Below are 667 nucleotides of genomic sequence, written 5' to 3' on the forward strand. Positions count from 1 at the left end.
CATGCCAATGTATTCATAGCCCGCCTTGCTTAAGCTAATAATACTATCACTTAGGATGGTGAGCTTATCAACGCTACTGGGCAGTTCCTCGGCCTTGATGAGTCTTTGCGACGGCATCCGATCCGGCATGTGCGCATAGTTGTATAGCGCCAACCGATCCGGCTTAACCTCAATAATCTCTTGCAGAGTACGATGAAAAGAATCCGGCGTTTGCAGGGGGAGGCCATAGATCAAATCAAACGAAATAGACTTGATTTGCAATTCCCGAGCGCGCTTAACAAGCGCTTTGATCTTGTCAAAACATTGCTCACGATTCACCGCTTTCTGCACCTCAGGATTCAAATCCTGAATACCAAAACTGAAACGGTTAAATCCTAACTCGATCAATCGCTCCATGTCTTCCACAGACACCGATCGCGGATCAATCTCAATCCCCATCTCAAGATTATGAGGTAATCCGAGATGAAAGGATTGGGCAATCAACTCAAGCACTTCCTGAATCTGCGCAATGCTCAAAAAAGTAGGCGTTCCGCCTCCAAAATGGATCTGCTGAATGAGTCGATCATCCGCAAAACTTTGCGCTCGCAAAGCGATTTCACGACTGAGGATCTCAACATACTCCGCCGCCCTATTTTGATTTCGCGTAACCACTTTGTTGCAACCACAG

At 46.8% G+C, this 667-nt stretch carries 1 protein-coding gene; it reads right to left on the reverse strand.

All coding sequences use genetic code 11. From position 1 onward, the window contains the following. Window positions 1–667, reverse strand: a 667-nt coding sequence (locus A3750_RS04055; protein ID WP_197474871.1) for a radical SAM protein, incomplete at both ends; no start/stop codon positions are given.

The organism is Oleiphilus sp. HI0079 (assembly GCF_001635105.1).